General features: G+C 49.7%; 31 protein-coding genes, 3 tRNA genes and 1 pseudogene. 24 read left to right on the forward strand and 11 right to left on the reverse strand.

The features are described from left to right. The 4 genes and pseudogenes from FDW94_RS23875 to fliD all read right to left on the reverse strand — a co-directional run. A pseudogene (locus FDW94_RS23875) lies at positions 1–114 on the reverse strand (cytoplasmic alpha-amylase); the annotation flags it as partial. 68 nt (positions 115–182) lie between these two features. After that, complete coding sequence (gene fliT / locus FDW94_RS05100) at positions 183–554, reverse strand: flagella biosynthesis regulatory protein FliT (protein ID WP_008785101.1); 372 nt, start codon at positions 552–554, stop codon at positions 183–185. Beyond that, positions 554–961: a flagellar export chaperone FliS gene (gene fliS, locus FDW94_RS05105; protein ID WP_137377240.1), complete on the reverse strand. Its 408-nt coding sequence runs from the start codon at positions 959–961 to the stop codon at positions 554–556. The genes fliT and fliS overlap by 1 nt, the downstream gene beginning before the upstream one ends. A 15-nt stretch (positions 962–976) precedes the next feature. Continuing rightward, positions 977–2,383, reverse strand: a complete 1,407-nt coding sequence (gene fliD / locus FDW94_RS05110) for a flagellar filament capping protein FliD (RefSeq protein ID WP_137377241.1) — start codon at positions 2,381–2,383, stop codon at positions 977–979. A gap of 255 nt (positions 2,384–2,638) precedes the next feature. Between fliD and FDW94_RS05115 the strand changes: the two genes are divergently transcribed. From FDW94_RS05115 to sdiA, 8 genes are all read left to right on the forward strand, one after another. Further along, positions 2,639–4,171 (forward strand): flagellin, encoded by a 1,533-nt coding sequence (locus FDW94_RS05115; RefSeq protein WP_137377242.1) that lies wholly within the window; start codon positions 2,639–2,641, stop codon positions 4,169–4,171. 162 nt (positions 4,172–4,333) lie between these two features. After that, entirely contained in the window at positions 4,334–5,053 is a 720-nt protein-coding gene (gene fliA, locus FDW94_RS05120; protein ID WP_016153479.1) for an RNA polymerase sigma factor FliA, read from the forward strand. A gap of 57 nt (positions 5,054–5,110) precedes the next feature. Then, on the forward strand, positions 5,111–5,662 hold the full coding sequence (gene fliZ / locus FDW94_RS05125; RefSeq protein ID WP_016150547.1) for a flagella biosynthesis regulatory protein FliZ: 552 nt from the start codon (positions 5,111–5,113) through the stop codon (positions 5,660–5,662). 100 nt (positions 5,663–5,762) lie between these two features. Then, complete coding sequence (gene tcyJ / locus FDW94_RS05130) at positions 5,763–6,563, forward strand: cystine ABC transporter substrate-binding protein (protein WP_003030469.1); 801 nt, start codon at positions 5,763–5,765, stop codon at positions 6,561–6,563. Between the two features lie 107 nt (positions 6,564–6,670). Beyond that, positions 6,671–7,657, forward strand: a complete 987-nt coding sequence (gene dcyD, locus FDW94_RS05135) for a D-cysteine desulfhydrase (protein ID WP_032943823.1) — start codon at positions 6,671–6,673, stop codon at positions 7,655–7,657. 21 nt (positions 7,658–7,678) lie between these two features. Continuing rightward, a complete protein-coding gene (tcyL, locus tag FDW94_RS05140; RefSeq protein WP_003030474.1) occupies positions 7,679–8,347 on the forward strand; it encodes a cystine ABC transporter permease in 669 nt (222 codons plus the stop codon). Then, positions 8,344–9,096, forward strand: coding sequence for an L-cystine ABC transporter ATP-binding protein TcyN (tcyN, locus tag FDW94_RS05145; protein ID WP_003030477.1), 753 nt, complete (start codon positions 8,344–8,346; stop codon positions 9,094–9,096). The genes tcyL and tcyN overlap by 4 nt, the downstream gene beginning before the upstream one ends. Before the next feature lie 230 nt (positions 9,097–9,326). After that, positions 9,327–10,049: a transcriptional regulator SdiA gene (sdiA, locus tag FDW94_RS05150; RefSeq protein WP_008785095.1), complete on the forward strand. Its 723-nt coding sequence runs from the start codon at positions 9,327–9,329 to the stop codon at positions 10,047–10,049. A gap of 66 nt (positions 10,050–10,115) precedes the next feature. Here the strand turns inward: sdiA and FDW94_RS05155 are convergent, their stop codons facing one another. After that, positions 10,116–10,340 carry a DUF2594 family protein gene (locus FDW94_RS05155; RefSeq protein ID WP_003030482.1) on the reverse strand — a complete coding sequence of 75 codons (225 nt, stop codon included), beginning with the start codon at positions 10,338–10,340 and terminating at the stop codon, positions 10,116–10,118. Positions 10,341–10,799: 459 nt separating this feature from the next. Here FDW94_RS05155 and uvrY point away from each other — a divergent pair, with 459 nt between their 5' ends. From uvrY to FDW94_RS05185, 6 genes are all read left to right on the forward strand, one after another. Then, positions 10,800–11,456, forward strand: coding sequence for a UvrY/SirA/GacA family response regulator transcription factor (uvrY, locus tag FDW94_RS05160; protein ID WP_003834023.1), 657 nt, complete (start codon positions 10,800–10,802; stop codon positions 11,454–11,456). Next, positions 11,453–13,282: an excinuclease ABC subunit UvrC gene (gene uvrC, locus FDW94_RS05165; protein ID WP_137377243.1), complete on the forward strand. Its 1,830-nt coding sequence runs from the start codon at positions 11,453–11,455 to the stop codon at positions 13,280–13,282. The genes uvrY and uvrC overlap by 4 nt, the downstream gene beginning before the upstream one ends. 55 nt (positions 13,283–13,337) lie before the next feature. Beyond that, complete coding sequence (gene pgsA / locus FDW94_RS05170) at positions 13,338–13,886, forward strand: CDP-diacylglycerol--glycerol-3-phosphate 3-phosphatidyltransferase (RefSeq protein WP_003030490.1); 549 nt, start codon at positions 13,338–13,340, stop codon at positions 13,884–13,886. Positions 13,887–14,037: 151 nt separating this feature from the next. After that, positions 14,038–14,113: transfer RNA gene (locus tag FDW94_RS05175), tRNA-Gly, on the forward strand. 51 nt (positions 14,114–14,164) lie between these two features. Continuing rightward, positions 14,165–14,238: transfer RNA gene (locus FDW94_RS05180), tRNA-Cys, on the forward strand. A gap of 12 nt (positions 14,239–14,250) precedes the next feature. Beyond that, positions 14,251–14,337 (forward strand) — tRNA-Leu (locus tag FDW94_RS05185). Positions 14,338–14,493: 156 nt separating this feature from the next. Here the strand turns inward: FDW94_RS05185 and FDW94_RS05190 are convergent. Beyond that, complete coding sequence (locus FDW94_RS05190) at positions 14,494–14,838, reverse strand: hypothetical protein (RefSeq protein ID WP_125362630.1); 345 nt, start codon at positions 14,836–14,838, stop codon at positions 14,494–14,496. Between the two features lie 204 nt (positions 14,839–15,042). Here FDW94_RS05190 and FDW94_RS05195 point away from each other — a divergent pair, with 204 nt between their 5' ends. From FDW94_RS05195 to FDW94_RS05220, 6 genes are all read left to right on the forward strand, one after another. Next, on the forward strand, positions 15,043–15,732 hold the full coding sequence (locus FDW94_RS05195) for a DUF1571 domain-containing protein (RefSeq protein ID WP_137377244.1): 690 nt from the start codon (positions 15,043–15,045) through the stop codon (positions 15,730–15,732). 13 nt (positions 15,733–15,745) lie between these two features. Continuing rightward, positions 15,746–16,216, forward strand: coding sequence for an SRPBCC family protein (locus FDW94_RS05200; protein WP_137377245.1), 471 nt, complete (start codon positions 15,746–15,748; stop codon positions 16,214–16,216). A gap of 208 nt (positions 16,217–16,424) precedes the next feature. After that, positions 16,425–17,567 (forward strand): transglutaminase domain-containing protein, encoded by a 1,143-nt coding sequence (locus tag FDW94_RS05205; protein WP_137377246.1) that lies wholly within the window; start codon positions 16,425–16,427, stop codon positions 17,565–17,567. After that, positions 17,545–17,901 (forward strand): mercuric transporter MerT family protein, encoded by a 357-nt coding sequence (locus tag FDW94_RS05210; protein ID WP_003833912.1) that lies wholly within the window; start codon positions 17,545–17,547, stop codon positions 17,899–17,901. Before FDW94_RS05205 ends, FDW94_RS05210 begins: the two co-directional genes overlap by 23 nt. Beyond that, on the forward strand, positions 17,898–18,179 hold the full coding sequence (locus FDW94_RS05215) for a heavy metal-associated domain-containing protein (RefSeq protein WP_137377247.1): 282 nt from the start codon (positions 17,898–17,900) through the stop codon (positions 18,177–18,179). The genes FDW94_RS05210 and FDW94_RS05215 overlap by 4 nt, the downstream gene beginning before the upstream one ends. 209 nt (positions 18,180–18,388) lie before the next feature. Further along, positions 18,389–19,054 (forward strand): YecA family protein, encoded by a 666-nt coding sequence (locus FDW94_RS05220; RefSeq protein WP_003034581.1) that lies wholly within the window; start codon positions 18,389–18,391, stop codon positions 19,052–19,054. 26 nt (positions 19,055–19,080) lie between these two features. Here FDW94_RS05220 and tyrP read toward each other — a convergent pair whose 3' ends face one another. Further along, positions 19,081–20,292: a tyrosine transporter TyrP gene (tyrP, locus tag FDW94_RS05225; protein ID WP_032949537.1), complete on the reverse strand. Its 1,212-nt coding sequence runs from the start codon at positions 20,290–20,292 to the stop codon at positions 19,081–19,083. Positions 20,293–20,517: 225 nt separating this feature from the next. Here tyrP and FDW94_RS05230 point away from each other — a divergent pair, with 225 nt between their 5' ends. After that, positions 20,518–20,757, forward strand: coding sequence for a YecH family metal-binding protein (locus FDW94_RS05230; protein ID WP_003034586.1), 240 nt, complete (start codon positions 20,518–20,520; stop codon positions 20,755–20,757). A gap of 45 nt (positions 20,758–20,802) precedes the next feature. On the opposite strand, the gene ftnA is transcribed toward FDW94_RS05230, so the two are convergent. After that, complete coding sequence (ftnA, locus tag FDW94_RS05235; RefSeq protein ID WP_003034588.1) at positions 20,803–21,300, reverse strand: non-heme ferritin; 498 nt, start codon at positions 21,298–21,300, stop codon at positions 20,803–20,805. A 194-nt stretch (positions 21,301–21,494) separates the two neighbouring features. Then, positions 21,495–21,830: a YecR family lipoprotein gene (gene yecR / locus FDW94_RS05240; protein WP_008785081.1), complete on the reverse strand. Its 336-nt coding sequence runs from the start codon at positions 21,828–21,830 to the stop codon at positions 21,495–21,497. 267 nt (positions 21,831–22,097) lie between these two features. Between yecR and FDW94_RS05245 the strand changes: the two genes are divergently transcribed. Then, positions 22,098–22,736 carry an RpiB/LacA/LacB family sugar-phosphate isomerase gene (locus tag FDW94_RS05245; RefSeq protein ID WP_003034591.1) on the forward strand — a complete coding sequence of 213 codons (639 nt, stop codon included), beginning with the start codon at positions 22,098–22,100 and terminating at the stop codon, positions 22,734–22,736. Between the two features lie 33 nt (positions 22,737–22,769). Here FDW94_RS05245 and FDW94_RS05250 read toward each other — a convergent pair whose 3' ends face one another. Beyond that, positions 22,770–24,191: an MFS transporter gene (locus FDW94_RS05250; protein ID WP_071446154.1), complete on the reverse strand. Its 1,422-nt coding sequence runs from the start codon at positions 24,189–24,191 to the stop codon at positions 22,770–22,772. A 129-nt stretch (positions 24,192–24,320) separates the two neighbouring features. Between FDW94_RS05250 and FDW94_RS05255 the strand changes: the two genes are divergently transcribed. Then, complete coding sequence (locus FDW94_RS05255) at positions 24,321–24,572, forward strand: DUF2766 family protein (protein WP_003034595.1); 252 nt, start codon at positions 24,321–24,323, stop codon at positions 24,570–24,572. Between the two features lie 137 nt (positions 24,573–24,709). Here FDW94_RS05255 and FDW94_RS05260 read toward each other — a convergent pair whose 3' ends face one another. Further along, the gene (locus FDW94_RS05260) at positions 24,710–25,213 is read right to left on the reverse strand and encodes a non-heme ferritin-like protein (RefSeq protein ID WP_003034597.1); all 504 of its coding nucleotides are present in this window, start codon (positions 25,211–25,213) and stop codon (positions 24,710–24,712) included. Between the two features lie 554 nt (positions 25,214–25,767). On the opposite strand from FDW94_RS05260, the gene FDW94_RS23880 reads away from it, so the two are divergent. Further along, the coding region (locus FDW94_RS23880; protein WP_249358306.1) for a DJ-1/PfpI family protein at positions 25,768–26,089 on the forward strand (322 nt) is incomplete at its 3' end.

Consider the following 26,089-nt stretch of genomic DNA (forward strand, 5'->3'; position numbering starts at 1 on the left):
CATATTGATGCCGATATCATTGAGTCCGCCTGCGCGTTCGGCAAGCTCGGGCCAGAGTTGACCGCCATCAGGGTAATACCAGTGGAAGTACTGCAATAACGTGGGATTTTTCATCTTCCGTGCTCCAGAAGTCGTTTGGCCGACCTCTGGAGTATGGAAGATAATTCAGACGAGACGGGAAATTATTGTGGCGAGGTGGGGGCGTCGGGTACCAGCAGCATACCGGAAAGACGACCATAGGCGTTATTCAGCGTCTTTTGGCGTGTCGACTGACCGATGAGATTACTGAGTTCATCCAGACGCTGCTGCAACAACGTTTTAAGTAATTGTTCGTTATCCAGCGTCTGTTTAATATACCCGGCCACTAAGTCCTGAATACTTCGCGTAATGCCCGGTGGAGTTTGCTCTTCCATGACCACTTCAATACTTTGCAGATAGGTAACTTCCTGTTCCAGTAAAAGGTCCCATTCACCGCGCTGCGCCAGTTCCAGCAGCGAGTGACTGAGTAGCGCGATGCGCTGCCAACGGTTGATAAACTCCACGGCTGAGGTCATTAACGAGACTCCTGGGACGACGCTTTCGGTGAGATCTGTTTCCAGGCATCTGCAATGTTGCCGAGTAACTCTTCGACTTCTTCAATGGCCTGACAATCATTACGCAAGTTAGCTTGCAGTAAACGGCGGATCATATAGTCATACAGCGAGGACAGGTTGGTGGCGATTTCACCGCCAGTTTCCTGATCCAGGCCTGCTTTCAGGCCATTGTCGATAATGTTAATGGCTTTGCTTAAGGCCTCGCCTTTGGCGACGATATCACCCTGTTGCATAAACAGGCGAGCGCGCACGAGGGCGCTGTTCGCGCCATCAAACAACATTTCAATCAACTGATGTGGGCTGGTGCTCATCACGCCACTCTCTATGCTGATCTGTGCATAGGCTTTGGTACCGCTCGCGGTATACATGCTTACCTCGTGTTATCAGGAATTACTCATCGCCGTAAATTGCTGGCCCAGATAGTTACTGGTGCTATTCAGCTTACTCATCATGCTATCAAGCTGGGTAAACTGTGCTTTGTAGCGCGCGACGGTATCGTCGATGCTGTTGCTGACGGCCAGATACTGTTTGGTCAATTTTTTCAGCGTGGCGTTAATATTGTCCTGGGCAACGTCAATAATGCCGTCATCGGCCAGGTAACCTTTTACTTCGGTGGCGATTTTGGTGGTAATACCGGTTTCTTTACCGTCACCAACCAGTAATTGACGAGTTGCTGCGGTGTTATCTTTCAGCGCTTTTTCCAGCTTGGATTCGTCAATTTTCAGCTTGCCTGAGGTACCATCAGTGGTAATACCGATTTCACCCAACGTTTTGAATGCGCCGTCGCTGGCACCATTGGAAAACTGGGCACGTATCCCTGTCTGAATAGTGCGTACAGCGCTATCGCCGAGTAATGCACCATTATTCGTGTCCTGGGTTTCGGCACCTGGATCAACTTCAGTGTATTTGGTCAGCGTTGAGAACGTATCCAGTAGCGAGTTATAGGCATCAACCCAACTTTTGATCGCTTCTGTTGCTTTATCATTACTCTTGGTGACAGTGATCCGCGCGTCGGTCACTTCTTTAGTCAGATTCAGTGTCACACCCTGCGGGGCATCGGTAATGGTGTTGCTTGGGCGTTCAATATCAATACCGTTAACTTTCAACAGCGCATTTTTGGCTTCCACCAGCTGTTTCATATTTCCGCTGCCGGCGGTGCTGTCGTATGCCAGTAAGTCATTAAGCTTACTGTCGCCGCTGACGGAAATGGTCATCTTATTATCGACACCGCTATCGGCCGTTAATACCAACTGATAATCATTTTCTTTAACTTTAACGATACTGGCGGAAATACCGCTGTCGGCGTCGTTAATGGCATCACGGATCCCTTCCAACGACGTTTGGTCTTTGCTGAGTTTAATTTCCAGAGGTTCTTTGCGGCCTTTTTGCTCAATCTTAATTGTGCGGTTGTCGGAGGAGGTGTCACCTAATGCTTCCTTCGTTGAGCTGATTCCACTTTTGGTACTTAATGATTGCGCCTGCGCCAGCTGCGTTACGCTGATGAGATAAGTCCCGGGCGCTGCACCGGCAGAAGTCGAAACTGTCAGATCTTCTGTACTGCTGGTTACAGTAGTGCTTTTAAACAGATCGGCGCTATTTAGCGTGGTGTTTGCCGTCTGGAATTTTTCCAGCGCGCTTTTCAGCGTGCCGTAGGCGGTTAATCTTGCCGTATTCGAACTCTGCTGTTGAGTAATTGGAGTTAAACGTTTTTTTTCAGCAGTAGTTAAGTTTGTCAGCAATGTATCCAGTGGTAAGTTTGAGCCGACGCCCAATGATGTAAATGAAGGCATGCCTAATTCCTTGTGATTGCAAACAGTAGTTAAGCGGGTTATCGGCAATCTGCGCGCAAAGTTTAATAATAGTTTTGCAAAAATAATGCCCAGAATAGTGACATATAAAGAGGGTATTTCAGGGGCTAAGAAAAAAGCGGGCGGAAAGTAAAAATTTTCTAAAGTTCGAATTTAAGGTGCCGATACATGGGTTACGGTGAGAAACCGTGGGCAACAGCCCAATAACATCAAGTTGTAATTGATAAGGAAAAGATCATGGCACAAGTCATCAATACAAACAGCCTGTCGCTGTTGACCCAGAACAACCTGAACAAATCTCAGTCTACTCTGAGCTCCGCTATCGAACGTCTGTCCTCTGGTCTGCGTATCAACAGTGCGAAGGACGATGCTGCTGGTCAGGCGATCGCAAACCGTTTCACCGCTAACATCAAAGGTCTGACTCAGGCTTCCCGTAACGCTAACGACGGTATCTCCATCGCGCAGACCACAGAAGGCGCGCTGAACGAAATCAACAACAACCTGCAGCGTGTGCGTGAACTGACCGTTCAGGCAACAAACGGTTCTAACTCAGACAGCGACCTGACCTCTATCCAGAACGAAATCACCCAGCGTTTGGGCGAAATCGACCGTGTTTCCGGTCAGACTCAGTTCAACGGCGTGAAAGTACTGGCTCAGGATAACACTCTGAAAATTCAGGTTGGCGCTAACGACGGTGAAACCATCGCTATCGACCTGAAAAAAATCGATACTCAGAGCTTGGGTGTTGCTGACTTCCGTGTTAACGGTGCGCAGAAAGCCACTGCCAGCGACCTGGTCTCCAAGTTTGGTGCGACCGGTACTGATAACTACAGCGGAAAAGTTAAAATTGGTGCCGCTCCTGCTGCAGATGTTACTAACATCACTGTTGATGTCAAAACTCAAGGCGTACAGGTTGGCGGTAAAGACATGTACGTTAGTGCCAAAGATGGTGGCTTAACAGACAATGCCACTGAAGCAAATACTGCTTCAACTATTTACACAACAACAGCTACTACGAATGGAAGTGCTGTAAGCCTTGCTGCATTAGGTGCTGGTGCTAAAGTCGGCGACAAATTTACATTTGATGGCATGGAGTTTACCAAATCGACTCCAGATGCAGACCCAGCTAAAGCAGTTAATGGCGACGGTGCCTATACTGCCAAAGTGGATGGAAAAACAGTTACTTTCACTATTTCTGGTTCAACTGATACTTCTGGTACTGCTGCTAAAGTTGCTACTGACGTTGCACTTCGTGTATCTCAGAATGGCACTCTCACCACGAGTGCAACTACTGCAAACAAAGCGGCCTCTGTTTCTGATCTGCAACAGGCTAACGCAACCAAAACAGGTAGCACTCTGAAGGTTAGTGGCGCAACTTACAACGTTGATATTGATGGCAATGTTGCCACTGGCGGTAAAACCATGTATGTCACTACCGATAAAAACGGTAGCCCTAAACTGGTTAACGAAGACGTTGCTAAAGCCAGCACCAGCACTAAAGATCCGCTGGCTGTACTGGATAAAGCCCTGGCGCAGGTTGATGCACTGCGTTCTGACCTCGGTGCGGTGCAGAACCGTTTCGATTCCACCATCACCAACCTGGGTAACACCGTTAACAACCTGACTTCTGCACGTAGCCGTATCGAAGATGCTGACTACGCGACCGAAGTGTCCAACATGTCTAAAGCACAGATCCTGCAACAAGCAGGTACCTCTGTACTGGCACAGGCCAACCAAGTTCCGCAGAACGTTCTGTCTCTGCTGCGTTAATTTACGCTTACTACACAAACCCCGCTCCGGCGGGGTTTTTTATATTTAGCTTTACCCGTAACCCCTAAATAACCCCCCATTTCACCCACTATTCACCCGATTAAAACCCCTGCAGAAACGGATAATCATGCCGATAACTCATTTAACGCAGGGCTGTTTATCGTGAATTCACTGTATACCGCTGAAGGTGTAATGGATAAACACTCGCTGTGGCAGCGTTATGTACCGTTGGTGCGTCACGAAGCATTGCGCCTTCAGGTGCGTTTGCCGGCGAGCGTAGAACTGGATGACCTGCTACAAGCGGGCGGCATCGGGTTATTGAATGCCGTTGACCGATATGACGCTTTGCAAGGAACGGCATTTACCACTTACGCAGTGCAGCGTATTCGTGGAGCAATGCTGGACGAACTACGTAGCCGGGATTGGGTGCCGCGTAGCGTTCGGCGCAATGCTCGCGAAGTGGCACAGGCGATGGGACAACTGGAGCAGGAATTAGGGCGCAACGCGACGGAAACCGAAGTGGCGGAGCGTCTGGCTATTCCTGTGCAAGAGTATCGTCAGATGTTGCTCGATACCAATAACAGCCAACTCTTCTCTTATGACGAGTGGCGGGAAGAGCATGGCGATAGTATTGAGCTGGTGACGGAAGAACATCAGCAGGAAAACCCGTTACAACAGCTTCTTGAGGGTAACCTCCGCCAGCGCGTGATGGACGCGATCGAGGCGTTGCCGGAGCGTGAAAAGCTGGTGTTAACGCTGTACTACCAGGAAGAGCTGAATCTAAAAGAGATTGGCGCGGTACTGGAAGTCGGGGAATCACGGGTCAGCCAGTTGCACAGTCAGGCCATCAAACGTCTACGCACCAAGCTGGGTAAGCTATAGGGGTACATCATTACCCCTGAACAATGCCGCATTACGAATTGACTACCAGGAGTTCTCATGACGGTGCAGCAATCAAAAAGACGGCCTCTAAGCCGCTACCTCAAAGATTTCAAACACAGCCAGACGCATTGCGCCCATTGCTTTAAGTTGCTCGACCGGATCACGCTGGTTCGTCGCGGGCAAATTGTGAATAAAATCGCCATCGCTCGACTGGACACTTTGTTGGATGAAGCCGAGTGGGAGCAGGAGAAAAAAGAGTGGGTGGCACTGTGTCGTTTTTGCGGTGATTTGCATTGCAAAGAGCAGAGCGACTTTTTCGATATTATCGGTTTTAAACAGTTTTTATTTGAGCAGACCGAAATGAGTCACGGCACGGTACGTGAATACGTTGTCCGCCTGCGTCGCCTCGGAAATCACCTGACCGAACAAAATATCTCTCACGATCTGCTGCAGGAAGGGTTCCTCGACGAAAACCTTGCCCCGTGGCTGCCGGAAACCAGCACCAACAATTACCGCATCGCCTTACGTAAGTATGAGCAGTTCAAAGCCCATACGCATATAGGGCATATGCAGAAATCCTCCTGGACAGCCAGTTCTGATATATATTAAAAACGAATAAGGTGTAACAGAGTCGTGTTTGTGGAACACAGCAAACGCTTTACACTGTAGTCATAAATGATAGTCACTAATGACAATATTCGGGGTAACTATGAAATTAGCACTTCTGGGACGTCAGGCTCTGATGGGTGTAATGGCTGTTGCACTTGTCGCTGGAATGAGCGTAAAGACTTATGCAGATGAAGGTCTGTTAAATAAAGTTAAAGAGCGCGGCACGCTGCTGGTGGGCCTGGAAGGGACCTATCCCCCGTTTAGTTTTCAGGGCGATGACGGCAAGCTGACCGGTTTCGAAGTGGAGTTTGCTGAGGAACTGGCCAAGCACCTTGGGGTGAAAGCTAACCTGAAGCCGACCAAGTGGGACGGTATGCTGGCCTCTCTTGATTCCAAGCGCATTGACGTGGTCATCAACCAGGTGACCATCTCTGACGAACGTAAGAAAAAATACGATTTCTCTACCCCGTATACGGTTTCTGGTATTCAGGCGCTGGTGAAGAAAGGTAATGAAGGCGTTATTAAGACCGCTGCCGATCTGAAAGGTAAAAAAGTCGGCGTTGGTCTGGGCACCAACTATGAAGAGTGGCTGCGCCAGAACGTGCAGGGCGTGGATATTCGTACCTATGATGATGACCCGACCAAATACCAGGATCTGCGTGTAGGCCGTATCGACGCCATTCTGGTTGACCGTCTGGCAGCGCTGGATCTGGTCAAGAAAACCAAGGATACGCTGGCTGTGACCGGTGAAGCATTCTCCCGCCAGGAGTCCGGTGTGGCGCTGCGCAAAGGCAATGAAGATCTGCTGAAAGCGGTTGATGCGGCCATTGCTGAAATGCAGAAAGACGGTACGCTGAAAGCCCTGTCTGAAAAATGGTTTGGGGCGGATGTGACGAAATAATCGTCATCCGGATAAAAAAGGCGCCTTTAACAGCGCCTTTTTTTATTTCATTGCGCCTGAACGTGCATAATAAAAAGAACATCACAACAACGAATACCGGAGGCTGTATGCCGCTGCATAATTTAACGCGCTTTCCACGTCTGGAATTTATTGGCGCGCCAACGCCGCTCGAATATCTTCCACGCTTCTCCGACTACCTCGGGCGCGATATTTTCATCAAACGCGATGACGTCACGCCGATGGCTATGGGCGGCAATAAGCTGCGTAAGCTGGAATTCCTGGCCGCAGACGCACTGCGTGAAGGTGCTGATACGCTGATAACCGCGGGTGCCATCCAGTCTAACCATGTTCGCCAGACGGCGGCGGTAGCGGCTAAGCTTGGCCTGCACTGCGTGGCGCTGTTGGAAAATCCGATTGGCACTACTGCGGAAAACTATCTCACCAATGGCAACCGTCTGCTGCTGGACCTGTTTAATACGCAAATCGAAATGTGCGATGCGCTGACCGACCCGAATGCGCAGCTTCAGGAACTGGCGACGCGCATTGAAGCACAGGGCTTCCGCCCGTATGTGATCCCCGTTGGTGGTTCTAACGCCCTGGGCGCATTGGGTTATGTGGAAAGCGCGCTGGAAATTGCCCAGCAGTGTGAAGGGGCCGTTGCGCTTTCTTCTGTTGTGGTGGCATCGGGCAGCGCGGGAACGCACGCCGGGCTGGCCGTGGGCCTGGAACAACTGATGCCAGACGTCGAGCTTATCGGCGTGACCGTCTCGCGCAGCGTCGCCGATCAAAAGCCCAAAGTAGTAACGTTACAGCAGGACATTGCCCGCGAACTGGAACTGACGGCCTCGGCGGATATCCTGTTATGGGACGATTATTTTGCGCCGGGCTACGGTACGCCAAACGAAGAAGGCATGGAGGCGGTAAAACTGCTGGCGCGCCTGGAAGGCATTTTGTTGGATCCGGTGTATACCGGTAAGGCGATGGCGGGTTTGATTGACGGCATCAGCCAGAAGCGCTTCAAAGACGAAGGACCAATCCTCTTTATTCATACCGGTGGGGCACCTGCACTGTTTGCCTACCATCCTCACGTGTAACAACCAGGTCGAAAAACGCTAATGCATGAAAGTATCCAACTGGTAATTGATTCTCTGCCGTATCTGCTCAAAGGCGCGGTTTTTACGCTGCAACTGAGTATCGGCGGGATGTTTTTTGGCCTCGTGCTGGGGTTTATCCTGGCGTTGATGCGTCTGTCGCCGCTGTTGCCTGTGCGCTGGCTGGCGCGTTTTTATATCTCTATTTTTCGCGGAACACCGCTAATTGCCCAACTGTTCATGATCTATTACGGTCTGCCGCAGTTTGGTATTGAGCTTGATCCCATCCCGGCGGCGATGATTGGCTTGTCGCTGAATACGGCGGCCTACGCTGCGGAAACTCTGCGTGCGGCAATCTCTTCCATCGATAAAGGGCAGTGGGAGGCAGGTGCCAGTATTGGTATGACGCGCTGGCAGACCATGCGCCGGGCAATCCTGCCGCAGGCTGCGCGCGTTGCGTTGCCGCCGCTGAGCAACAGCTTTATCAGTCTGGTGAAAGATACCTCTTTGGCCGCCACTATTCAGGTACCGGAACTGTTCCGTCAGGCGCAGCTGATTACCTCGCGTACGCTGGAAGTCTTTACGATGTATCTGGCGGCCTCGTTGATTTACTGGGTGATGGCGACGGTACTTTCTGCACTGCAAAACTATTTTGAAGAACAACTGAACCGCCAGGAGAGAGAGCCGAAATGAGTGCTATCGAAGTCAGAAACCTGGTCAAAAAATTTCATGGGCAAACGGTGCTGCATGGGATCGATCTTGACGTCAAACCTGGTGAAGTAGTAGCGATTATTGGGCCGAGCGGATCGGGCAAAACCACGCTGCTGCGTAGCATTAATTTGTTGGAGCAACCGGAGGCGGGCACTATTAAAGTGGGTGAGATTACCATTGATACCGCGCGTTCGTTGACTCAGCAGAAAGGGCTGATTCGTCAGTTACGTCAGCACGTCGGTTTTGTGTTTCAGAACTTTAATTTGTTCCCGCATCGGACGGTGCTGGAAAACATTATTGAAGGGCCGGTGATAGTCAAAGGTGAACCAAAAGCTGAAGCGACAGCTCGTGCGCGTGAATTGCTGGCGAAAGTCGGGCTAGCAGGTAAAGAAACCAGCTATCCGCGGCGTTTATCGGGCGGACAGCAGCAGCGCGTAGCGATTGCCCGGGCACTGGCGATGCGACCTGAGGTTATTTTATTTGATGAACCTACCTCAGCGCTTGACCCTGAACTGGTTGGCGAGGTGCTGAATACCATTCGCCAGTTGGCGCAGGAAAAACGCACCATGGTAATTGTGACGCATGAAATGAGCTTCGCTCGCGATGTTGCCGATAGAGCGATATTTATGGATCAAGGACGGATAGTGGAGCAGGGACCAGCAAAATCCTTATTCACGCATCCGCAGCAGCCGCGTACCCGCCAGTTTCTTGAGAAGTTTTTGATGCAATAAATAGTGCATATAGCACTCGTCGGAATTGTTTCTGGCGAGTGCTGTTCGCATAACTATTTATAATTATTGCTTTATTATTAATGCTTGAATCTGTTACTTCCTTCCACTGTTGAGTAATACTCAAGTAATTCTTCATTTGTCCGATAATTTGCATATATAAAATACATTTATGTGTTAGCTTGTTTCATATGTTTGGATGATTATCAATCTCAGGGGCATTACCACTTAGTATGCAGGATCATGATTTCTTCACCTGGCGACGGAGCATGCTGTTACGCTTTCAGGAAATGGCGACGGCAGAGGATGTCTATACGGAATTACAACAACAGACGCAGCACTTAGAGTTCGACTTTTACGCGCTCTGTGTTCGTCATCCGGTACCTTTTACCCGACCTAAAACGTCTCTTCATACGACCTATCCCAAAGCATGGGTGGCGCATTATCAGTCCGAAAATTATTTCGCCATTGATCCGGTGCTGAAACCTGAAAACTTCAGTCAGGGGCATTTACCCTGGAACGATACTCTGTTTCGCGATGCGCAACCTTTGTGGGACGCCGCACGCAATCACGGTTTACGCAAAGGGATGACGCAATGCTTAATGTTGCCTAATCGGGCGTTGGGTTTTTTATCGGTATCGCGTGCAAGTATTCGTAACAGTCGCCTTGCGAGCGATGAAGTGGAGCTCAGGATGCAGCTTCTGGTGCGGGAAAGCCTGTCTGTACTGACGCGGCTGGAAGATGACATGGTTATGGCGCCAGAAATGCGCTTTAGCAAGCGGGAAAAGGAAATATTGAAATGGACGGCGGAGGGGAAGACCTCTTCTGAGATAGCCATCATTCTGTCGATTTCTGAAAATACCGTGAACTTCCATCAGAAGAATATGCAAAAGAAATTCAATGCACCAAACAAAACGCAGATAGCCTGTTATGCCGCGGCAACCGGGCTTATCTGAGTAAATTATCGTTCTGAGTGTCAGACGCAAAACCGGCTGAGAGCATTGCTATCAGCCGGTTTCTTTTTACTGGCGGTAAGCTTGTTTAATTTGCTTAACCGTGTTGGAAAATACCGCCGCCTGTGATTGATCTTCAATCAGCGCGAGCTGTTTTTCCATTTTAAGAATCACGCGGCCTGCATCGGCTTGACCCATTGCCTGCAGCATCAGCGTTAACATGGCTTTCAGGCAGGTGACTTCATTGGCCAGTTCCTGGTTATTCTCAGCAGTGGAAAAGTCAGGCGTACTCATTTATTTTCCTCGTTATGTTTCAATGAAAAAGTGCGATGTCAAATCTTAAGGCGGCGGAGTATACCATAAGCGAGGCTAAAAATATCTGTGGTTGTTTTTTGCGCGGACCAATGTTGTGGACATTAAAATAAACAACATGTTGCAGTGCATATATTTTCTCCACATGTTGTTTATTTCGAGTATTTTCCTCGTTAATTATTGTTACAACTTTGACTGCCTATTTTGCATTCAGCGGGGGAATATGAATTTTTTGTCACTATTCTGAAACAGCTATGCAGATATAACCGTGGCAGAAGGCTGTCAGGACTGAAAATTTCCACTCGTCGTACAATCTAATTTCCAAAAACGAGAGCAAAATCGAAAGTCGGGCGTTTTTTACATTTCAAAGTTGAGATAAAACCCGTTAACATAGGGCCGATTAACTATCGGTAGCGTTATCCCTATTCTGGAGATATTCCTTTGATCAACGTTTTTCTTGTTGATGACCACGAACTGGTGCGCGCAGGGATACGACGCATTCTGGAAGATATAAAAGGCATAAAAGTTGTCGGCGAAGCGTGCTGCGGTGAAGATGCGGTAAAATGGTGCCGCTCAAATTCCGTTGACGTTGTGCTGATGGATATGAATATGCCCGGTATTGGCGGTCTGGAAGCAACCCGCAAAATTGCGCGTTCCACGGCAGACATTAAAGTGATCATGCTGACGGTACACACCGAAAACCCATTACCTGCAAAAGTTATGCAGGCAGGGGCCGCAGGGTATCTCAGCAAAGGCGCCGCCCCCCAGGAAGTAGTGAGTGCCATTCGTTCGGTTTTTTCCGGGCAGCGTTATATTGCCTCCGATATCGCTCAGCAAATGGCGCTCAGCCAGATTGAGCCTGAGAAAACGGAAACCCCGTTTGCCAGTTTGTCTGAACGCGAGTTGCAGATTATGCTGATGATCACCAAAGGTCAGAAGGTCAATGAGATCTCAGAGCAACTGAATCTTAGTCCTAAAACGGTGAACAGCTATCGCTATCGAATGTTCAGTAAATTAAACATTCACGGCGATGTAGAGCTGACTCACCTGGCAATTCGCCATGGCCTGTGTAATGCGGAGACATTAACAAGCCAGTGACCGAGTTTGATGCCAAAGCGTTCCTGAAAACCGTGACCAGTCAGCCCGGCGTCTATCGTATGTATGATACCGCCGGGACGGTTATCTATGTCGGGAAAGCGAAAGACCTGAAAAAAAGGCTTTCCAGCTACTTCCGTAGTAATCTTGCGTCACGCAAGACCGAAGCGCTGGTCGCGCAAATCCAGCAGATTGATGTCACGGTAACGCACACTGAAACCGAAGCGTTATTGCTTGAGCACAACTACATCAAACTGTATCAGCCGCGCTATAACGTATTGCTGCGCGATGATAAATCCTACCCTTTTATATTCCTTAGCGGTGATACGCACCCGCGTCTGGCGATGCATCGCGGGGCAAAGCATGCCAAAGGCGAGTACTTTGGACCGTTCCCGAACGGTTATGCGGTGCGTGAAACGCTGGCGCTGTTGCAGAAAATATTCCCTATCCGCCAGTGCGAAAACAGCGTTTATCGCAACCGTTCTCGGCCTTGTCTGCAATATCAGATTGGCCGCTGTCTTGGTCCGTGTGTCGCGGGTCTGGTGAGTGAGGAAGAGTATGCGCAGCAGGTCGAGTATGTTCGTCTGTTCCTGTCCGGAAAAGACGATCAGGTATTAACGCAGCTGATCGCCCGCATGGAAAAGGCCAGCCAAAATCTCGAATTTGAAGAGGCTGCGCGCATTCGTGACCAAATCCAGGCCGTACGCCGCGTGACAGAAAAACAGTTTGTCTCTAATACCGGAGACGATCTGGACGTCATTGGCGTGGCGTTTGACGCCGGTATGGCCTGTGTGCACGTTCTGTTTATTCGCCAGGGTAAAGTGCTGGGCAGCCGCAGCTATTTCCCGAAAGTACCCGGTGGTACGGAACTCGGCGAGGTCGTCGAAACCTTTGTCGGGCAGTTTTATCTGCAGGGGAGCCAGATGCGTACCTTACCCGGGGAGATCCTGCTCGATTTTAATCTTAGCGATAAAACCCTGCTGGCAGACTCTCTGTCTGAACTGGCCGGCAGGAAGATTAACGTGCAGACGAAACCGCGAGGGGATCGCGCACGTTATCTCAAGCTGGCGCGGACCAACGCGGCAGTGGCGCTCACCACAAAACTTTCTCAGCAGTCGACGATTACGCAACGTCTGACGGCGCTGGCATCGGTATTGAAGTTACCTGCGGTGAAGCGTATGGAGTGCTTCGACATCAGCCATACGATGGGTGAACAGACGGTAGCTTCCTGCGTGGTCTTTGATGCCAATGGCCCGCTGCGCGCAGAATATCGCCGTTACAACATTACCGGCATTACGCCGGGAGACGATTATGCGGCGATGAATCAGGTCTTGCGTCGGCGTTATGGTAAGGCGATTGAAGAAAGTAAGATTCCGGACGTCATATTGATCGACGGCGGTAAAGGTCAGTTAGGGCAGGCAAAAGCCGTTTTTGCTGAGCTGGATGTTCCCTGGGACAAACAGCACCCGCTCTTGCTGGGGGTGGCAAAAGGCACCGATCGTAAAGCTGGCCTGGAAACATTGTTCTTTGAGCCGGAAGGTGAGGGCCTCAGTCTGCCGCCGGATTCGCCTGCATTGCACGTTATCCAGCATATCCGCGATGAATCTCACGATCATGCGATTAGCGGGCATCGTAAAAAGCGGGCGAAGGTGAAAAGCACCAGCACGCTTGAGACCATCGAAGGTGTCGGGCCAAAGCGTCGCCAGATGTTGTTGAAATATATGGGAGGTTTGCAAGGTCTTCGTAACGCAAGTATCGAAGAAATTGCAAAAGTGCCGGGTATTTCGCAAGCTCTGGCAGAAAAGATCTTCTACTCGTTGAAACATTAGGCCCTCTGTAGCAACATAGGGGTAATTTCACTGACAACAGATAGTTATCCGTCATATGCAATTTAATATCCCTACGTTGCTCACGCTGTTTCGCGTCATCCTGATCCCATTCTTTGTATTGGCTTTTTACCTGCCATTCACCTGGGCTCCCTTTGTTTGTGCGCTGATCTTCTGTATCGCAGCGGTCACTGACTGGTTTGACGGTTTTCTGGCGCGCCGCTGGAACCAAAGCACGCGTTTTGGCGCCTTCCTCGATCCGGTCGCTGATAAAGTGCTGGTGGCAATCGCGATGGTCCTGGTGACAGAGCATTACCACAGCTGGTGGGTGACGCTTCCTGCCGCAACAATGATTGCGCGTGAAATTATCATCTCTGCACTGCGTGAATGGATGGCCGAACTGGGTAAACGCAGCAGCGTAGCCGTATCCTGGATCGGTAAAGTGAAAACCACTTCGCAAATGGCTGCACTAGCCTGGCTGCTGTGGCGTCCAAATATCTGGGTAGAGTATGCTGGGATCGCACTTTTCTTCGTCGCCGCGATACTGACTTTGTGGTCAATGTTCCAGTATTTGAGCGCTGCACGTGGAGATTTGCTTGATCAGTGATCGTTTCGACGCAAATTTCAGCAAACGATCGTCAGTGGTGAAAAATATCGTTGACTCATTGCGTCAGGTAAGTAGAATGCAACGCATCGAACGGCAGCACTGATTGCCAGACGATAACAAAATCAAGTGATTAACAAAATTACTTGGTGATGCGGGAATAGCTCAGTTGGTAGAGCACGACCTTGCCAAGGTCGGGGTCGCGAGTTCGAGTCTCGTTTCCCGCTCCAAATTTAAGACATCGGCAATAGCGGATGTCGGCTGTAAAGCCAGAAGATTTCGGCGCGTTAGCAAAGCGGTTATGTAGCGGATTGCAAATCCGTCTAGTCCGGTTCGACTCCGGAACGCGCCTCCAATTTCTTCCCGAGCCCGGATGGTGGAATCGGTAGACACAAGGGATTTAAAATCCCTCGGCGTTCGCGCTGTGTGGGTTCAAGTCCCACTCCGGGTACCATGGGAAAGAACAGAATAATCAAAGCAATAAGCAGTGTCGTGAAACCACCTACGGGTGGTTTTTTTGTGCATGTTTTTTACAAGCATAGATACCTTGCGTCAAGCAACCTGCCAGAAACGTAAACTGCTCTCTATATACTCACTATTGCTAATCAATCTATCGCCGAATCGGCGCGTTAAACATAAAGCCCCCTCGGGCAGGGTTGTTGATAAACCCATCGCGGGCGGGATTATAGTTGTGATCCTGGAAACCATTCATCAGGATGGGATCGCCAAAGCCATCCTGTATCGCCAGCTGTCTGTGGATTCGGTTTCGTGCCCTGAACGTGAAAGCGAAATCATCCGTCCCGCCAATAATGATCACGCCATTACCAGCTCGAAGTGCCGCGCTCAACTCTTGCTCTCTGACGGCCTGGTTTTGTAACGCGCTGGCTGTGGCAGATGATGACGCCAGCAGCAGTAATATGAGAACGGCGCATGAAAATACCGATGGCAGTTTCATGATTAATACCTATAAAACGAATGGCTATTAAAGTATAGCTTTATGTTGTCATCTTAACTGAAAAGGAAACCAATAATTTAAACCTGCTATCCATACTGTGTTTAAAAGTCCGGAAGAGTAGTGCTGCGCAGTTAAGAACTATAATAAAAACAGCCAACAGATGATTACTTCTGTTTGCAGACAGTGCTGATTCAGGGGGCTGCTATGAACATTTCATCTTTTCCGATAGTTATGTTTGCAGCATTGCTTACCCTTAGTGGTGCAGCATATTCGGTGGAAAAAGAGGATATCTTTTCGCAGAATGCCAGGGCTACGGATCCCATCGCATTTTCTCAACAGTCATTTAATAACCTGACGTCTTATCAGGTTATGATGCGCTCCTCGTCGCCATCCGATGAAAGCAAAATTATTCGCTATAGCTTTCAAAAGCCTGGGTATGTGCGGATGGATTTTACCCAACCGCATTCAGGTGCGGCGCTTATCTTTAATCCTGTCAGCGGTAAAGTGACGTTATGGCCATTTGGTGTGGGTTCGTTGCCCATTTTGCACCTGTCGCCTACTAATTCATTGATCCAGGATGAGCGCGGTCATCGGGTGGATCGCTCTGATATCGGCGTGTTGTTGGGCAATATTCGTCATCTGCAACGCGAAGGGACAACAACCACAGTTGGTAAGGAAAACCTTGCAGGACGGGCGACAATGCACGTATCTGTGGTTGGGCCAGGAACAATGGCGGTTGATGGAGTACATCGTTATGACGTCTGGCTGGATAATTATCATGGACTCCCTGCCAAAGTGATCAGCTATGCGCCAGATGGGCAGCGATTAGAAACCGTGCTTCTGGATGCTATGGTCATTAACATCCGTTTTACCGCCAATTTCTTCTCGCCTTGAGGGAGTCTGTATTATGGCTAACTATCGGTTTTCCACCGTCTGGCGGGTTGAGGCTTCAATTCAGGAGGTATGGGATGTTTTTTCTCATCCCGATCAGTGGCCAGAATGGTGGGAAAGTCTGGAACGCATCGTTGAGATTAAAAAAGGTGATATACAGGGCATTGGGGCGCTGCATCGTTATACCTGGAAAGGAGTGCTACCTTATCGCTTAACCTTTGATATCAACGTGTTGAATATTCTGCCCTGCTCGCTGCTTGAGGGGCAAGCCAGCGGGGCGGTTGAAGGGCGAGGCGTGTGGTCTTTTTCTGCAAGTGGTGCAGAAACTATCGTCAGATATGACTGGAATGTGCGTACCACGATCCGCTGGATGAATTATCTTGCCCCGCTGGCAGCACCTGTATTTCGCTGGAATCACAATACGGTCATGCGCGAGGGGGCAAGAGGGTTAGCCCGCAAACTGGCAACGAATGTCTATATTTTCTGAACTCGCCCTCACGGCTGTACTTTTTGCCTGTCTATGGCTTATTATCTGTCGCGCAGTTTCTTATTTCATTCACAGTTAACAGGTCTGTTATTGATGAATAACCTCCATCGGCTCACCTTTTTATGTCAGCGTCTGTCTGCTGTGATGATCGCATACGGTTTTTACCTTCTTAGCCGTAGCCCAACTCTTACAACATGGACAGACAGCAATGCAACGTCGACAATTTCTCAAAAATAGCGTTCTCCTTTCCGCCGCCGGTTTAGTCGGTCCTGCGGTTATTAGCCAGACGGTTCACGCCGCTGAGCCATCCGTTGCACCAGTCGCGCGTCGGCGCTTTGTGTTATCCCAGACGTACAAACTTAACCCTCCTAAGGGGTCGAGCGGCGTGGTAAAACTGTGGATCCCGCTTCCGGTAGATACCGCGTTTCAACAAATGACGGCGCTTGCCTTTAGCGGAAACTATAAGCAGGCGTACGTTACCACTAATAATACTTATGGCGCGAAAACGCTGTTTGCCACCTGGCCTGACTCGCAGGGCGAACTGTTGATTAACGTTGATATCGACATTGAAACCGCCGACTGGGAGCCGCTGAAGCAGGACGCGCTGAAAACCTGGCAAGCGCCGGAGCAGATTATTTATCCGCTGGATGTAAAACCGTACCTGCTGCCGACGACACATACCCCAGTTGATGGGCAGGTTCTGGAAACCGCACGTAAAATTACCGGTAATGAGCAGGATCCGCTGAAAAAAGCACGCCTGATTTACGAGTGGGTGAGTAGCCATATGGAGCGCGATAACGACGTTATTGGCTGCGGCACGGGGGATGTGGCGGAAATCTTAAAAAGCGGTAAGCTCAAAGGAAAATGCACCGACATGAGCTCCGTTTTTGTGGCTCTGGCGCGGGCCAGCGGCATTCCGGCGCGCGAACTGTTTGGCATCCGTTTGGGCAAAGCCAATAAACTCGAACGTTACTCGAAAAGCGCTTTTGGCAAAGCAGACAGCGCAGGCGTCGCTGATGTCAGTGGCGGACAACATTGCCGCGCCGAATTCTATCTGGCCGGTTACGGCTGGTTACCGTGCGATCCTGCTGATGTGACCAAAATGCGTCTGGCAGAGAAAAAGTCGCATCAGGACGCCGATGTCCAGGCGGTAAACACTTACCTGTTTGGTAACTGGGAAATGAACTGGGTTGGATTTAACTACGGGCGTGATTTCGAGCTGTATCCAGCAACGGAGCAGGGAGCCATGAACAACTTTGGCTATCCTTACGCTGAAGTCGATGGCGACCCGATCAATTTCTATGATCCTAAAGCGTTCTCGTACAGCTATGTCGCCACAGAACAACGCTAAAGGGGCGGGACTCACCCTGTTGACGGCCGCTGCGGCTGCTGTCACCGCGGGCTTATGCTGCGTTGGACCGCTGCTCTATCTGTTGTTTGGTATTTCGGCGGCGAGCTTTGCTGTTTTCACCCAGTTTGAGTTTTTGCGAATTCCCCTGATGCTGGTGTCATTGGGCTTATTACTGCGCGTCTTCTGGCGGCTCTATTTTTCCAGGCGGCTGTGGTGCTCCGGATGGTTAACGTTGAAGCAAGCGCGCGTTCTCTACTGGTGCGCGCTGGCGTTGATTTTGCCGGTGCTATTTTATCCAACGCTCGTTGCCTGGTTTTATGAGGTATTTGAATGAAAATCTTCACATTAGTTGCATGCTTGTTGCTGCCGCTGTGGGCTCAGGCGGCCAATCAAAAAGTGGTGCTGGATATACAAAATATGACCTGCTCGCTGTGCGTTATTTCGGTCAATCAGGCGCTACGTGAAATCGATGGGGTGATTAAAGCAAAATCCTCCCTAAAAACCCGACAAGCAGAAGCGATTGTGCCAGAAGGTTTCCCAACCGATACGTTACTTAACGCGGTAGCGAAAACGGGCTATACCGCAACGCTCAACCGTATTGAACAACAGTAAACCACCTACGGGTGGTTTTATTGTGTTTTCCCGGTATGATGCCCGGCGGCTTAGTGTTCTCTTTTGTGCGTTAACTTCCGGAATTCCCCTCGTTTCCTGTTAACCTGAACAGGCGGCAGCTATATGCCGCATATGCCCATTTTTATCTGTTATCCCTCCAGCCATGTAGGATGATCACAGGCAAGATTTTTTGACTAAGGAAAAGCGTTATGAAAACGGGACCATTAAACGAGAGCGAACTGGAATGGCTGGATGATGTACTGACTAAGTACAATACAGACAAGGCTATTCTGGATGTGTCAGAACTGGATGGTTTGCTGACGGCGGTGCTGAGTTCACCGTATGAAATTGAACCAGAGCAGTGGCTGGTCGCAATTTGGGGCGGCGCGCAGTATGTCCCTCGCTGGTCCTCCGAAAAAGAAATGACGCGTTTCATGAACCTGGCGTTTCAACATATGGCGGATACGGCCGATCGTCTGGATGAATATCCTGAGCAGTTTGAGCCGCTGTTTGGTTTGCGTGAAATTGACGAGCATGAACTGACCATCGTTGAAGAGTGGTGCTTTGGTTATATGCGCGGCGTCGCACTGTCAGACTGGTCCGCGTTACCGGACACGTTAAAACCAGCACTTGAAGCTATTGCGCTGCACGGTACGGAAGAGAACTTTGCGGTGGTTGAGAAACTAACGCCGGAAGCGTTTGAAGAGAGCGTCGATGCCATCCGCCTGGCTGCGCTGGACCTGCATGCTTACTGGATGGCGCATCCTCAGGAAACGCCGGTCAAAGTACCGGTGAAAGTGGATGCCAAAGTAGGGCGCAATGACCCTTGTCCGTGTGGCAGCGGCAAGAAATATAAGCAGTGCTGTTTGCATTAACAGAAAGGGGCGAAAGCCCCTTTGTTTTAACCCACTTCTGGTAGTAATCCTGCTGCAATAGAAAACTGTACTGCTATCACCACAATGCCGCACAAAAATACCAGCGCCAGCGCCGGAGCACCGCCTGCTACGCGGTAGTTGGCCTGCGGATTATGTTTTCTGCTCTGCCAGGCCAGCATCGAGGGAATGAGCAGCGCCAGAACCGCCAGGGCAACGCCTGCATACCCTAATGCCATGACAAAACCACGCGGATAGAACAGCGCGAATGCCAGCGGCGGCAGGAAGGTCACCACGCCAGTTTGCATTCTTCCCGCTACGGTATTGCGGCGCTGGAAGAGGTCGGCCAGGTAGTCAAATAATCCCAATGCAACGCCGAGGAAAGAGGTTGCCAGTGCGAGGTCAGCAAACAGATGCACCGCCAGTTCGACGTGCGGCGAAGCCACGACTTCACGCAATGCCTGCAATAAGCCGTTTAAGCCTGCGTGATTGGCTAAAAGCCCCATGAATGTTGTCGAGTTAATGCTACCAAGCGTCGCCAGTTGCCAGAAGATATAGGCGACCAGAGGAATAGCGCTACCCGTAATAAACACCCAACGCAGTTTACGGATGTTACCGTTCATATAGCTGACGATACTGGGAACACTGCCGTGAAAACCGAACGAGGTGAAGATGACCGGGATTGCGGAGAGCGCCAACCCCTGTTGCAGCGGCAGCGTAAGCAGGTTCACTTTATGAATATGCGGCATTAACAGAGCCAGCATCGCCACCAGGAAGATTATCTTGGCACTGAATAGCAGACGGTTGAACAGATCGACCAGCGAGGTCCCAACACAAACCACGCCACCGGCAACAAAGGTGAACAGCAGTACGCCTGTTGTCGGGGAAATATTTGTTCCGGTCCAGTCGCTGATGCTGGAGGCCAGCAGTTCACCTGCACCACTGATGTACGCCGCCGTCAGAGCATACATTAAAAACATCATGCTAAAGCCCGTTACCCATTGTCCGTAACGACCAAGATAACGTTTTGCCAGCGTACCCAGCCCGGTGTCTGCCGGGACATGTTGATACACTTCAAGCAGCAACAGCGCGGTGTAGCACATCAACGCCCAAAGACTGACTAACAATACCAGCGTGACGCTAAACCCCACGCCTGCCGCAGCCAGCGGCATTGCCAACATACCGGCACCAATCGTGGTTCCCGCCACGATAAAAATACTACCCAGGGTTCTGTTTTTCACGCTTTCCTCTGTCCCAGAGATAATCAATGGTTATATCTGCGGCGCAGATTAAGGCAAAACGCTATTTTCGTCAAATCACCGTTACAATGACTGTACATTAATATTTACGATGCTTTGGTCATTAAGATGTATAACAAATGACATTTATATGCTGATAAACCTGCGTTAGCGCAAAGCGACGATGTGCGGTTCACATTAGGCTACGGACTTTATTAAGGAGGTAATATGGAATCTATTCACGGTCACGAAGTGCTTAACATGATGATTGAATCTGGTGAGCAGTATTCAAATGCCAGCCTTGAAGCGGCGATTACGGCACGTTTCGGCGAGCAGGCGCGTTTTCACACTTGTTCTGCGGCGGATATGACGGCAGGCGAGTTGGTGGCGTTTTTAGCGGCGAAGGGAAAGTTTATTGCAAAAGAAGACGGCTTCTCTACGCACGAAAGCAAGATCTGCCGTCACTGATTTCAAGGGGTAATGATGGCGGGTTGCCTTCATTACCCTAAAATATTAATTCTGTGTATCAAGCGTAGCCAGTTCTTTGTCGATGAAATAAAGACCTTCGCCGCTTTTTCCTGCCAGCGACAGCTTATCAATAACAGATTTAAATAATTTCTCTTCTTCATGCTGCTCGGCAACATACCATTGCAGGAAATTAAAGGTTGGATAATCCTGGTGGGTCATTGCCGCGTGTGCCAGCTCATTAATTTTCTGGGTGATTAGCTGCTCGTGTTCGTAAGTAACACGGAACAGTTCATCCAGAGAAGCATATTCAGCAAAGGGTGAAGAAACGGTATTAATACGCGGCAAGCTGCCGGTATCGGTCAGGTAGTCGAACAGACGCTGCATGTGCGTCATCTCTTCCTGGGCGTGACGGCGCAAAAACGCGGCAGCACCTTCGAAGCTGTGATAGCTGCACCACGCGCTCATCTGTTGGTAGAGCAGAGATGAATATAATTCAAGATTCATTTGCTCATTCAGTTGGTCGATCATTTCTGTTTTCAGCATGGTTCTGCTCCACAAACGTTATTATATATTGACGTGGCGCCACTATAATTTGTTATTTAATTATTTGCAAAAGGTAAAATAATAAATTTATTTATTAAAAATGCGAATGGGAATAAAACGCATTAACGATATTAAACGGAGGATATAAATAATAAAGTGGTAAAAGACCAGCAAAAATGAGCTGGTCGGAAATATTAATAATTGAAAGAAGGCGATTGGGGCACCGCGACACCATGACACTGCCAGGCGAGTGTAATTTTGGTATTTAAGCATAGAGAGCCTGCATACACGCTACAGGTTGACACCGGCTGACCAAACGCTTCTGCGCTGGCATAGCCCAGGCGCTGACACTCTTTGGTGGCTGTCCCTTGGGTAACGTAGTCATCGGTACGTGCTGTTTGTAACATGGCCTGATTATAAGTCAGGCGAACCACACCAGTGATGGCGCTGGCTTCGCTGACCTGTGCCTGTTTTGTAATTGTGCATCCTGTCAGCATGAGCGGCAAAAGCGCTAGGATAAAGGTCTTCATGAGATCGCTCTGAAAGTTCGAAGATACACTATCATGGCATACAGAGACCCTCATCAATGGCTTGAATAGCCCGAAGATCACCTGCGATTAATCACAACGAGGTCATTTGTTTGAGGTAATTCTGAACTGTTCAGACAGGAATGTGAGCGTAACTTTGTTTTTTAAAACTAAATTTCATTAAATTTGAAAGTACGATTGCAAAATAGTAATGTGGCTGAATGTTATGACTTTCAGCGGGCTACCGCAGCGCATTCAGGAGAGTACAGAATGAAAATTGCATTGATGATGGAAAACAGCCAGGCAAGCAAAAACGCCATCATCCATAACGAGCTTAAGGCCGTTGCGGATGAGAAAGGTTTTCCGGTCTATAACGTTGGGATGAGCGACGAAAATGATCATCATCTGACCTACATCCATTTAGGCATTATGGCCAGCATCCTGCTTAATTCCAAAGCTGTAGACTTTGTTGTTACAGGTTGCGGTACGGGCCAGGGGGCAATGATGTCACTGAATATCCATCCGGGTGTGGTGTGTGGCTATTGCCTTGATCCTGCAGATGCGTTCTTGTTCTCTCAGATCAACAACGGCAACGCGCTTTCTCTGGCATTCGCCAAAGGTTTTGGCTGGGGTGCTGAGCTGAATGTGCGCTATATGTTTGAAAAAGCGTTCACCGGGCGTAACGGTGAAGGCTACCCACCGGAGCGTAAAGAGCCGCAGGTGCGTAACGCCGGTATTCTGAATCAGGTGAAAGCGGCTGTGGTAAAAGAAAATTATCTGGACACGCTGCGCGCGATCGATCCTGAACTGGTGAAAACCGCTGTATCAGGCCCGCGCTTCCAGCAGTGCTTCTTTGAAAACTGCCAGGACAAAGCAATCGAAGCGTTTGTACGCGAGGTGATTGGCTAAATCCTGTGAGCCCGGCGGCGTTCACCCTCCGGGCTACCTGTTCTTGTTCGATACTGCGCTTCCTGCATCACGGGTGAGCCGCAGCGTATCCACCATACCTACCAGACAAATAATGGCAATAGCGACAAAGGCCAGCCGGAAACTGATCCCCGGAATATTGCCCAATGCCAGCTTTTCACTGACCACATCGCCAATGCGGATGCCAATAGCGGCTAAAGAAATGCCCAACCCCACCGCTAATTGTGTCGCCGTACTGAACAGCGTATTAGCGTAGCTCATTTGTGCCGCGGGGACGTCCGCGAAGGCAAGCGTGCTGACGCCGGTAAACTGAATTGAGCGGAACACACCGCCCAGATACAACACCAGCAAAATAACCCACACGGGGGTCTGCGGCGTAATTAATGCACAGGCCAGCAACGCCAGAACGTTAAGCGCACCGTTAATCAACAGCAGTTTCTTAAAGCCCAGCCAGCGTATCAACGGTGTGGTGGCAGGTTTAATCGTCAGATTGCCGACAAATACCGCCAGTACCAGCGAACCCGCGTGAAAAGCGTTCATGCCAAAACCTACCTGAAACATTAACGGCAGCAGAAATGGCACGGCGCTGATAGAGGCACGAAACAGCGATCCGCCATACATGGTGACGCGAAAAGTAGGGACGTTCATGGCATCAAGGCGAATCATTGGCCAGGCGGTGCGACGAAAATGATGCAGGGCAAACAGAAAGGTCAATGTTCCTAGCGCCAAAAGTCCGGCGGTCAGCCAGCCCTGAGGCTGTTGGGTTCCCAGTAACTCCATGGCATACACCAGGCTCACCATCGCAACAGAGGTTGCGATAAATCCCGTTATATCAAATGGGCGGCGCTCGTCGTCATGAATATCCGGGATAAAACGTAGCGCCAGCGCAATCGCCAGTATTCCGAGCGGTACATTAATGAAGAAGATCCAGCGCCAGTTGGCATAGCTGGTAATGAATCCGCCAAGGGGAGGGCCAATGATGGGCGCGACTAACGCGGGCCAGGTCAGGGTCGCAATAGCGGTGATCAACTGATGTTTAGGCGTGGTTCGTAATACCGCGAGTCGGCCAACCGGAACCATTAGCGCACCACCTACACCCTGTAAGATTCGCATGGCGACAAAGCTCTCAAGGCTTTCGGACAAACCGCATAAAACCGAGGCGAGAGTAAATATCGCCAGTGCAAGGGTAAACACCTTTCTGGCGCCGAAGCGATCCGCAATCCAGCCGCTGGCGGGGATCAGTACCGCGAGGGTGATCAGATAGGCGCTGATACCTATGTTCAGGTCAACTGCCTGCACGCCAAAACTTTTCGCCATGTCGGGCAGTGCGGTGGCAATCACCGTGCCGTCAATAAACTCCATAAAGAAAGCCCCGGCAACAAGTAATGCAGCCGGGGATAGACCGCGTTTGTTCTCAACCGCTAAATGTTCACTCATGTTGTGCTTGCCATCTCAAAAGAAACTGACTGGAACTATTTTTATTTTCAGCGCATTCGGAAGGCATGCGCGGCTATCGTTTCGTTCGTTGAATGGGTACTATGACGACCTTTCTATAAGGAGCTCACTATGTCCCAAACACTGAATGCCGATCAGGAACTGCTCTCGGACGTTGTTGCCTGTCAGCTGGTTATCAAGCAGATTCTGGATGTTCTTGATGTTATTGCCCCAGTTGAAGTTCGGGAGAAAATGTCCAGCCAGCTGAAAAGCATCGACTTTTCCAGCCATCCTGCAGGTGCCGATCCGGTCACTATGCGCGCAATACAAAAAGCGGTTGCCTTGATCGAGTTGAAATTCACGCCGCAGAATGAATCTCACTAAAATAAACCGTTGTTTCAGGTTTTAGAAAGGTTTTTTCGCCTCGCAGAATGAGAGGCGTGAGCGTAGAGAAAATTAAGCACCAGCCGGATAAGGTGCGTCGCATCGTTATCCGGCATTAACACGATGAAAATTGAAGATTAGTGATGTTGATAGTTCACGACGTTCAGCAGGTGCTTATCGGTTTGCGCCATGCACAGTCCCGCACGTTTAGCGCTGCGGACTTCATCAAGAATCGTCTGTAACAGCACGCCATCCTGCTGCTGCTCTTTTTCCAGATCGTGAAGAAAATCAATGGTTGTTGCATCATTCAAGGCTTCTGCTTCATTGGTTAAGCGTGATAGCTTGCTGTAACGCTGTTGGTATTCATCCAGCGTTTTCTGAAACAGTTCTTCAAGGGAAGTTAGTTCATCACCTGGAACATCGATAGCCTTGACGATAGGGTTAGCCCCGGCACTTTTCATAAAATTAAACATACGCATCATTTGAGTCACGTTACCTTGCGCCTGGGTGCGTAGAAAGGTTGCGGTGCCAGTCAGGCTGTGTTCGTAGCACCATTCACTGAGATGCAGGTAAAGATTCGATGCGTAGAACTCGAGGTTCATTTGTGTGTTGAGTTTATGAACAATTCCAACTGCAGCCATATCAATATCCTTATTTCCAGAAAGGGGGATGTACGTTACTAACGTCAGTGCAACGGGCTGCCGCTACACGTCACCTCTACGTACAATTAAAACTGTTAGCAGAATAAATCCGTTCCGCCGGTCCTTTAGTGATCACGAATTATATTCGCTCCCGATCAAGATTCAGCATAACTCCAGTCCCGACATAAGAAAATCCTTAAATCTGCGTATTTATGATTTTTTACATATTGTCATAGCAATATTAGTGATTTTTCCGCTTGTGCATATAAATGCTGTGAATATAACAGATTGATATTTATAGCATTAAAGTGAAATATTGATAATGAAATGATGTTTCATATCACGAAATGGAATTTCACAATCAGGTATTGTCTGTCGCCAGATGATTATCTGGTCTTCGGATGAAGAAATTTCACCATGGACCCGCGTCTGTGAACGCTATCTGCTGGCTAATTTTTTTGCGCCAGATCAGTTTTGTGGAAATTAATAAAGTTAAGCGCCTGAATGATTCGACATTTATTGTTTGGTGTATTTGGAAAAATCGAGGAGTGTGTATGAAAAAGGTTGCCGTGCTACTGGCACCTGGTTTTGAAGAGGCGGAAGCCATTGTTACCATTGATATTCTGCGCCGCCTGCAGATCGAAGTTGAAACACTGGCCTGCGCCGAGTCCCGTGCGGTGGTGAGCTACCATGACGTGCCGATGGTGACGGACAGCACGCTGGCTGCGCGTCAGACGGATCTTTATGATGCCGTTGTGTTACCCGGCGGGCCGCAGGGCAGCGTTAACCTTGCCGCCAGTGAGGCTGTCATCCAGTTTATCGCTCGCCATGACGAGGCGGGAAAACTCATTTGCCCGGTGTGTTCTGCGGCGGCGC

Origin of the sequence: Citrobacter sp. wls757, from assembly GCF_005280935.1 — a bacterium.
GTDB classification, from domain to species: Bacteria; Pseudomonadota; Gammaproteobacteria; order Enterobacterales; family Enterobacteriaceae; genus Citrobacter; species Citrobacter portucalensis.

Excerpts from the sequence above, each read along its gene's own strand:
- fliT (WP_008785101.1), bottom strand. The coding sequence starts at position 554 with ATGACCTCAGCCGTGGAGTTTATCAACCGTTGGCAGCGCATCGCGCTA.
- fliS (WP_137377240.1), bottom strand. The coding sequence starts at position 961 with ATGTATACCGCGAGCGGTACCAAAGCCTATGCACAGATCAGCATAGAG.
- fliD (WP_137377241.1), bottom strand. The coding sequence starts at position 2,383 with ATGCCTTCATTTACATCATTGGGCGTCGGCTCAAACTTACCACTGGAT.
- FDW94_RS05115 (WP_137377242.1), top strand. The coding sequence starts at position 2,639 with ATGGCACAAGTCATCAATACAAACAGCCTGTCGCTGTTGACCCAGAAC.
- fliZ (WP_016150547.1), top strand. The coding sequence starts at position 5,111 with ATGACGGTGCAGCAATCAAAAAGACGGCCTCTAAGCCGCTACCTCAAA.
- tcyJ (WP_003030469.1), top strand. The coding sequence starts at position 5,763 with ATGAAATTAGCACTTCTGGGACGTCAGGCTCTGATGGGTGTAATGGCT.
- dcyD (WP_032943823.1), top strand. The coding sequence starts at position 6,671 with ATGCCGCTGCATAATTTAACGCGCTTTCCACGTCTGGAATTTATTGGC.
- tcyL (WP_003030474.1), top strand. The coding sequence starts at position 7,679 with ATGCATGAAAGTATCCAACTGGTAATTGATTCTCTGCCGTATCTGCTC.
- tcyN (WP_003030477.1), top strand. The coding sequence starts at position 8,344 with ATGAGTGCTATCGAAGTCAGAAACCTGGTCAAAAAATTTCATGGGCAA.
- sdiA (WP_008785095.1), top strand. The coding sequence starts at position 9,327 with ATGCAGGATCATGATTTCTTCACCTGGCGACGGAGCATGCTGTTACGC.
- FDW94_RS05155 (WP_003030482.1), bottom strand. The coding sequence starts at position 10,340 with ATGAGTACGCCTGACTTTTCCACTGCTGAGAATAACCAGGAACTGGCC.
- pgsA (WP_003030490.1), top strand. The coding sequence starts at position 13,338 with ATGCAATTTAATATCCCTACGTTGCTCACGCTGTTTCGCGTCATCCTG.
- FDW94_RS05190 (WP_125362630.1), bottom strand. The coding sequence starts at position 14,838 with ATGAAACTGCCATCGGTATTTTCATGCGCCGTTCTCATATTACTGCTG.
- FDW94_RS05195 (WP_137377244.1), top strand. The coding sequence starts at position 15,043 with ATGAACATTTCATCTTTTCCGATAGTTATGTTTGCAGCATTGCTTACC.
- FDW94_RS05200 (WP_137377245.1), top strand. The coding sequence starts at position 15,746 with ATGGCTAACTATCGGTTTTCCACCGTCTGGCGGGTTGAGGCTTCAATT.
- FDW94_RS05205 (WP_137377246.1), top strand. The coding sequence starts at position 16,425 with ATGCAACGTCGACAATTTCTCAAAAATAGCGTTCTCCTTTCCGCCGCC.
- FDW94_RS05210 (WP_003833912.1), top strand. The coding sequence starts at position 17,545 with ATGTCGCCACAGAACAACGCTAAAGGGGCGGGACTCACCCTGTTGACG.
- FDW94_RS05215 (WP_137377247.1), top strand. The coding sequence starts at position 17,898 with ATGAAAATCTTCACATTAGTTGCATGCTTGTTGCTGCCGCTGTGGGCT.
- FDW94_RS05220 (WP_003034581.1), top strand. The coding sequence starts at position 18,389 with ATGAAAACGGGACCATTAAACGAGAGCGAACTGGAATGGCTGGATGAT.
- FDW94_RS05230 (WP_003034586.1), top strand. The coding sequence starts at position 20,518 with ATGGAATCTATTCACGGTCACGAAGTGCTTAACATGATGATTGAATCT.
- ftnA (WP_003034588.1), bottom strand. The coding sequence starts at position 21,300 with ATGCTGAAAACAGAAATGATCGACCAACTGAATGAGCAAATGAATCTT.
- yecR (WP_008785081.1), bottom strand. The coding sequence starts at position 21,830 with ATGAAGACCTTTATCCTAGCGCTTTTGCCGCTCATGCTGACAGGATGC.
- FDW94_RS05245 (WP_003034591.1), top strand. The coding sequence starts at position 22,098 with ATGAAAATTGCATTGATGATGGAAAACAGCCAGGCAAGCAAAAACGCC.
- FDW94_RS05250 (WP_071446154.1), bottom strand. The coding sequence starts at position 24,191 with ATGAGTGAACATTTAGCGGTTGAGAACAAACGCGGTCTATCCCCGGCT.
- FDW94_RS05255 (WP_003034595.1), top strand. The coding sequence starts at position 24,321 with ATGTCCCAAACACTGAATGCCGATCAGGAACTGCTCTCGGACGTTGTT.
- FDW94_RS05260 (WP_003034597.1), bottom strand. The coding sequence starts at position 25,213 with ATGGCTGCAGTTGGAATTGTTCATAAACTCAACACACAAATGAACCTC.